Below are 6,673 nucleotides of genomic sequence, written 5' to 3'. Positions count from 1 at the left end.
CCGCGTACTTCACCGGCCTGCCGATCAAGGCCGGGGCCAAGGCCATGCGGGACGCCGGGGTGCCGGCCGCCGTGTCGTACAGCGCCGGCACCTTCGTCTGCAATCACGTGTTCTACGGGCTGATGCACCTGATCGCCACGGAGCTGCCGCACGTGCGCGGCGGCTTCGTGCACGTGCCCTACAGCGCCGAGATGACCGCCGGCGCTGCCGCCGACCGGGCGTCGCTGCCGGTGCGCACCATCGCCGACGGGCTGGCCGCGTTCGCCCTCGCCTGCGTTCAGACCTCCGATGACCTGCGCGTCGGCGAGGGCACGCTGCACTGACCGTGACCCCGCCGGTGTCAAGTGGTCTTTCGACGTCTTGTGGTGGTCGGACGTGCCTTGTGTGATGGGCCTCACCGCCCATCTCGACGAGGAGGTCCGATGTCTGTCCGGTTACGACTGGCGGCGATCGGGGTCGCGGCGGCCACCGCGGCGGCCGGCTTGACGCTGGCCTGCGCCCCGGCCGCCGTCGCGCTCGACAACGGCCTGGCGCGCACGCCCCAGATGGGGTTCAACAACTGGAACGCCACCCACTGCAGCGGCGACTTCAGCGAGGCGATGGTCAAGGGCATCGCCGACCTGTTCGTCTCGTCGGGACTGCGCAACGCCGGCTACCAGTACGTCAACCTGGACGACTGCTGGGCCCTGCCGGCCCGTGACGCCGACGGCAACCTGGTCCCCGACCCGGTGCGCTTTCCCGACGGCATCAAGGCCGTCGCCGACTACGTGCACTCGAAGGGCCTGAAGTTCGGCCTGTATTCCAGCGCCGGCACCAAAACCTGCAACACGGCCGGCTTCCCCGGCGGCCTCGGGCACGAGAAGCAGGACGCCGCGCTGTGGGCGTCGTGGGGCGTGGACTACCTGAAGTACGACAACTGCAACAACGCCGGCAGCACCACCACGCAGCAGTACATCGACCGGTACAGCGCGATGCGCGACGCACTCGCCGCGACCGGGCGGCCGATCCTGTACAGCCTCTGCGAATGGGGCGTCAACGACCCGTGGACGTGGGGTTCCGCGGTCGGCAACTCGTGGCGCACCACCGGCGACATCAGCGACAAGTACAGCTCGATGCTGTCCATCTTCAAGAAGAACGTCGTGCTCGCGCCGTACGCCGGGCCGGGGCACTGGAACGACCCGGACATGCTGGAGGTCGGCAACGGCGGCATGACCGACACCGAGTACCGCAGCCACTTCAGCCTCTGGTCGATCATGGCCGCGCCGCTGCTGATCGGCTCTGACATCCGCAAGGCCACGCCGGCCACGATGAGCATCCTGACCAACTCCGATGTCATCGCCGTCGACCAGGATCCCTTGGGAGTACAGGGGACTGAACTGTCCAATGCGAACGGTCTGCACGTGATCAGCAAGCCGCTGGCCAACGGCGACCGGGCCGTCGCTCTATTCAACGAGAACAGCACCGCGGCGACGATCAGCACCACGGCCGCCGCGGTCGGCCTGCCGAAGGCGTTCGGGTACCAGTTGGACGATCTGTGGTCGCACAAGACCACCGAGACCGCCGGCAAGATCAGCGCCACCGTGCCCGCCCACGGCACCGCGATGTTCCGCGTGCACACCGGTGGTCAGTGGTGGTCGAACCCGCCGGCCGTGCACACCAACGCTGACCTGCCCGTTCCCTACCCCGGCGCGCCCGCCCTCGTTCAGCCCGGCACCACCACGACCGTCACCACGGTGACGAGCAATGACGGTGTCCTGCCCGGACTTTTCGGCAGCGTCAAGCTCACCGGCCCCGCCGGCTGGACCGTCAAGGCCTCCTCGCCGACGTTCTATCCCGTGCTGCCACCCGGCCACGACCTGACGACCCGGTGGTCCGTCACCAGTCCGCCCGACACCCCGGCCGGCAGCTATCCCTTGCACGTCAGCACAACCTACGAGCCCGGTAAGTCCACTATGGACTACGATCTGGTGGTTTCCATCGCCACGCCCATTCCTTCGGGCACGACCCAGCTCGGCGACGACACCTGGCTGTCCGCCGACAACGGCTACGGTCCGGTGGAGCGCAACACCAGCAACGGCGAGTCCAAGGCCGGCGACGGGCATCCCATCACGCTCGGCGGCGTCACCTACGCCAAGGGCCTCGGCACCAACGCGCCCAGCACCGTCACCTACTACCTCGGCGGCCGCTGCTCGACGGTCAGCAGCACCGTCGGCCTCGACGACGAGAAGACCGGCGCCGGCTCGGTGAGTTTCGAGATCTGGGCCGACGGCAAGAAGATCGCCGACTCCGGCCTGATCAAGCGCGGTGCCCCCGCCCAGACCCTGACCGCCGACGCCACCGGCGCCAGCCTGCTCCGCCTCATAGTCACCGACGGCGGCGACGGCAACACCAACGACCACGCCGACTGGGCCACCCCCCAAGCCACCTGCACCTGACCCCCGCGAGTCACGCTCTCAGACACACCGAAATACGGTTTCGGGCAGAACTGAGCCTCAGAGCTCGGTTCTGCCCGAAACCTACATTCGGCGTGCCGCTAAGCGTGACTCGCCGGGGTTCCCGTGCGAACAGTGCGTACCGAGCGGCTGCACAGGGCGGCCACGGTCGCCACGACCACCACCACCGCGCCGACCAACAGCACGGGCCGGGCCCCGAAGGCCACGGCGGCCGGGCCGGCGACGATCTGGCCCAACGGCATCGCCACGAAGGACCCAACGGCGTCGTACGAGTACACCCGGGCCAACCGGTCCGCGGGAATGTTCTCCTGCAACGAGATGTCCCACGCGACGCCGGCCTGCTCCATGGTGAACCCGGTGAGCGCCAACGCCACCATCATGGCGACGGTCCCGGGCGCGACGGCCAGGGTAACCAGCGGCACCGCTTCCAACAGGACCAAACTCACGCCGAGCAACAGCGCCCGGCGCGGCTGGAACCGGGCGGCGACGAAGCCGCCGGCCAACGCGCCGACGGTCTCCGCGGCCAGCGCCAACCCCCAGCCGGCACGGCCGAAGGTGGCGTCGGCGATGGCGGGCCCCAGCACCTGGATGCCGCCGGCGTTGACGGCGTTGACGAACAGGAACTGCGCCACGATGACCCACAGCCAGGTCCGGCCGGTGAACTCCGCCCAGCCCTCCCGGAGATCGGCCACCACGTGCGATGGCTCCCGCGCCGGCATCGGCACGCGGACCCGCGTGTAGCAGAAGGCCGCCAGCGCGAAGGTCACGGCGTCCACGCCGATGCACCAACCGGGACCGATCACGACCACCAGCCCGCCGGCCACGGAACCACCGACGATCATGGCCAGGTTCACGGTGATCCGGGTGGCGGCATTGGCCGCGCGCAACGAATCCGCCGGCACCGTCTGCGGTGTCAGCGCGCTCGACGCGGGACTGAAGACAGCGCTCAGCGCGCCGTTGACCGCGCTCAGCACGACCAACAGCGGCACGGAGGCCGACCCCGTCAACACCAGTGACGCAACCAGCGCCTGGGTTATTCCCGCGGCAATACTTGATCCCTGCAGTACCGCCGCCCGCGGCAGCCGGTCGGCGATCACGCCGCCGGCCAGCAGCACCACCACAGTGGCCAGTGACCGGCCGGCCACCACCACGCCGAGGTCGGCGGCCGAGCCGGTCAGGTCGAGCACGGCGAAGGCCAGCGCGATGGGCGCCATGCCGTTGCCGATGAGGCTGACGGTGCGTCCGACCGTCAGCCACCGGAAGTCGCGATGGCGCAACAGGTCGGCGAACACCCGGTGAGCATGTCAGCCCATGACCACGCGCTGCGACCGGTTTTCTACAGACAGGAGTAGACGGCGTCGATGAGCTCCATCTTGCGTGGGTCGTCGGCGATCACGGTGCCCATCAGGTTCATCACGTGCCCGATCGCCAGCCCCGCCTCGGGATCGGCCAGACCGAACGATCCGCCGAAGCCGTCGTGCCCGATCGCGCGGGGATTGGGCCCGTAGTGGCCGTCCTCGCCGGACAACCACAGGCCCAGCCCTAATTCCGACTCGCGGCCACCGAGTCCGGCGTCGCCGATGACCAGGTCGACGCACGCGCCCTGGCCCTCTCGGGCCCGTTCCACCTGCGATGCGCCGAGCAGCCGTTGTCCCCCGGCGACACCGCCGAAAGCGAAGGCCCCGTACAGCGCGGCCACGCCGCGAGCGGTGGCGTGGCCGTTGGCGGCCGGGATCTCCGCCGCCCGCCAGAACGCCGCGTTGCCCTGGTCCGGACCCACTACCGGATTTGTCAGCACGGCCAGCGCCACGGGATTGAGCTGCGCGAACAACGCCTGGAACGCCGCCGGGTCCTCGGGCGGCGGCTGCACGAGCGTGGCCGCGCGGCGGTTGTCCGTCGGGGACAGTCCGATCGAGAAGTCGGCCCCTGCCCGATCGGCCACCTCGTGCTGTAGGAAATCTCGCACCGTGTTTCCGGTGGTCCGCCGGATCAGTTCACCGACAAGGAAACCGTAGGTGAGCGCGTGGTAGCCGGACGCGGTCCCCGGCTCCCACCACGGCTGGGTGTCCGCCAGCCGAGTGATCATCAATTTCCAGTCGGCCAGCTCCTCGGCCGTGGTCGGCGCGCGGAAAGCGGCCAGTCCGGCCCGGTGGGACAGAAGGTGCCGCACCAGCACCGTGTCGTTCGTGAACTCGGGCCAGTACTTGCGGACAGGCTGGTCCGGGTCGAGCAGACCGCGGTCGACCAGCATGTGGAACGCCAGCGCGACCACGCCCTTGGTGGTCGACCAGACGTTGACGACGGTGTCGGCCGACCAGGGTCTGGACCGCCCGGGGTCGGCGTGGCCACCCCATATGTCCACCACTTCCCGATCACCGACGCGCACCGCCAGCGCGGCCCCGAGCTGCCGGCCATCGGTCAGCTGAGCTGCCAGAACGTCTCGTACAGTTGCGAAAGCCGGGTCGCACGCGCCGACGACATCGTGGGCTGCCATGTCAACCACATCCTCACCGATCGGATACGGCTGTTGATGCGGCAAGAACATACCGACTGGTTGGTCTGACCTCAAGGGTGTCGCCCCGATGACCGTGACCGGACGGGGCCGACCGCGTGATCGATGGCCCGAAAAGGTCTCATGGTGTTGATTCAGGTTGCGAAGATCTCCTGTGTGGATCACCGTATGGGGACACCGGCCGTCGGCGGGCCCACCGGGGCACCGGGATCGGCGCACCGCGACCGGCGCTCGACACTGCTACTCCGCAAGCACCACCGGAGGACCCCGTGGTCGACACGCCTGCGCGGCCGAGTTGGACTACACCCCTGCCACAGCTGCCCACCCCTGCCGGCCCCGACGTGACAGCGCTGCACAAGAAGGCGGGCGGCGAGAACTTCACCGTCGCCAGCCTGCTGCTGCCGCCCCGGATCCGCCGCAGGTTGCTGTCCATCTACGCCTTCGCCCGCCTCGTCGACGACATCGGCGACGAGGCGCCCGGCGACCGCAACGCCCTGCTGGACAAGGTCGACCGGGACATCGACCGCATCTACGCCGGCTACGTCGCCACTGACGTGCTGTGGGCCGACCTGACCGTCACCGTGCACGAGTGCGGCATCCCGCGTACCCCGCTCGACCGTTTGGTGCAGGCCAACCGCCGCGACCAACAGGTGAAGCGCTACCGCACCTTCGAGGACCTGCTCGGCTACTGCAAGCTGTCCGCCAATCCCGTCGGCCACCTCGTGCTGCACGTGTTCGACGCGATGACGCCGGAGCGCGCCGCCCTGTCCGACCAGGTCTGCTCGGCGCTGCAGGTGCTGGAGCACCTCCAGGACGTCGCCGAGGACTACCGCAACGAGCGGATCTACCTGCCGGCCGAGGATCTCGACCGTTTCGGTGTGAAAGAAGAGGATCTGGCCGCGACCAAGGCCACCCGAGAGGTGCGTGCGCTGATCGCGTTCGAGACGCAGCGCACGTTGCGGCTGCTGGACGAAGGAGCGTCGATCGTGGGCACGCTGAGCGGACTGGGCCGGCTGGCCGTGGCCGGCTACGTCGCGGGCGGGCGGGCCACCGCGGCCGCCATCGTCAACGCGCGTTTCGATGTGCTGACAACCACGCCACGGCCACGTAAATCCCGCACTATCGCCGAACTGGCGCGGTCGCTCGGCGGTGGCCGGTGACCCAGGTGCAGCTGACCGTCGACGCCGCGTACGACTACTGCGAGCGGGTCACGGGCGAGCAGGCCAAGAACTTCTCCTACGGGATCCGCCTTCTGCCACCGGTCAAACGCCGCGCGCTCAGCGCCGTGTACGCGTTCGCCCGGCTGGTGGACGACATCGGCGACGGCGACGCGCCGGCCGCGGAACGCCTGGCCGGGCTGAACGAGGTTCGTGAAAGGTTGCACAATCTCGCCGACCGCGAGGACGATCCGGTCGCCGTCGCCCTCAACGACGCGACGCTGCGGTTCGGTCTGCCGCTGGCCGCGTTCGACGAGTTGATCGACGGCTGCCAGGCCGACGTGCTCGGCACCGTGTACGAGAACTTCGAGGACCTTCGGCACTACTGTCGTTGTGTCGCAGGCTCGATCGGCCGGTTGTCGCTGGCCGTGTTCGGCAGCCCCGACCAGGCGCGGGACTCGCAGCTGGCCGACGCGCTCGGGGTTGCCTTGCAGCTCACCAACATTCTTCGCGACGTGCTGGAGGACCGCCGCAACGGGCGGATCTACCTG

Annotated in this window: 5 protein-coding genes and 1 pseudogene; 4 read left to right on the top strand and 2 right to left on the bottom strand. The window is 69.2% G+C overall.

Annotation, left to right across the window (positions count from 1 at the left end):
* A pseudogene (locus tag KUTG_RS41155) lies at positions 1-323 on the top strand (pyroglutamyl-peptidase I); the annotation flags it as partial.
* A gap of 99 nt (positions 324-422) precedes the next feature.
* The gene (locus KUTG_RS41150; RefSeq protein WP_043724796.1) at positions 423-2,435 is read left to right on the top strand and encodes an NPCBM/NEW2 domain-containing protein; all 2,013 of its coding nucleotides are present in this window, start codon (positions 423-425) and stop codon (positions 2,433-2,435) included.
* A gap of 98 nt (positions 2,436-2,533) precedes the next feature.
* On the opposite strand, the gene KUTG_RS41145 is transcribed toward KUTG_RS41150, so the two are convergent.
* Positions 2,534-3,745, bottom strand: coding sequence for an MFS transporter (locus KUTG_RS41145; RefSeq protein WP_043724795.1), 1,212 nt, complete (start codon positions 3,743-3,745; stop codon positions 2,534-2,536).
* A 44-nt stretch (positions 3,746-3,789) separates the two neighbouring features.
* Positions 3,790-4,947: an EstA family serine hydrolase gene (locus KUTG_RS41140; RefSeq protein WP_043732402.1), complete on the bottom strand. Its 1,158-nt coding sequence runs from the start codon at positions 4,945-4,947 to the stop codon at positions 3,790-3,792.
* Positions 4,948-5,306: 359 nt separating this feature from the next.
* Here KUTG_RS41140 and hpnC point away from each other — a divergent pair, with 359 nt between their 5' ends.
* Positions 5,307-6,125 (top strand): squalene synthase HpnC, encoded by an 819-nt coding sequence (gene hpnC, locus KUTG_RS41135; protein WP_232241230.1) that lies wholly within the window; start codon positions 5,307-5,309, stop codon positions 6,123-6,125.
* A partial coding sequence (locus KUTG_RS62240; RefSeq protein WP_369794570.1) for a phytoene/squalene synthase family protein occupies positions 6,122-6,673 on the top strand: 552 nt, incomplete at its 3' end. The genes hpnC and KUTG_RS62240, both read left to right, overlap by 4 nt.

It is taken from the genome of Kutzneria sp. 744 (assembly GCF_000568255.1).
In the GTDB taxonomy this organism is placed as follows: domain Bacteria; phylum Actinomycetota; class Actinomycetes; order Mycobacteriales; family Pseudonocardiaceae; genus Kutzneria.
The sequence above is the reverse complement of the archived record's forward strand: the minus strand, read 5'-3'. Positions and strand labels throughout refer to the sequence as shown.

What these genes read in the sequence shown, in the direction of transcription:
- KUTG_RS41140 (WP_043732402.1), bottom strand. Translation starts at nt 4,947, where the DNA reads ATGGCAGCCCACGATGTCGTCGGCGCGTGCGACCCGGCTTTCGCAACT.
- KUTG_RS41150 (WP_043724796.1), top strand. Translation starts at nt 423, where the DNA reads ATGTCTGTCCGGTTACGACTGGCGGCGATCGGGGTCGCGGCGGCCACC.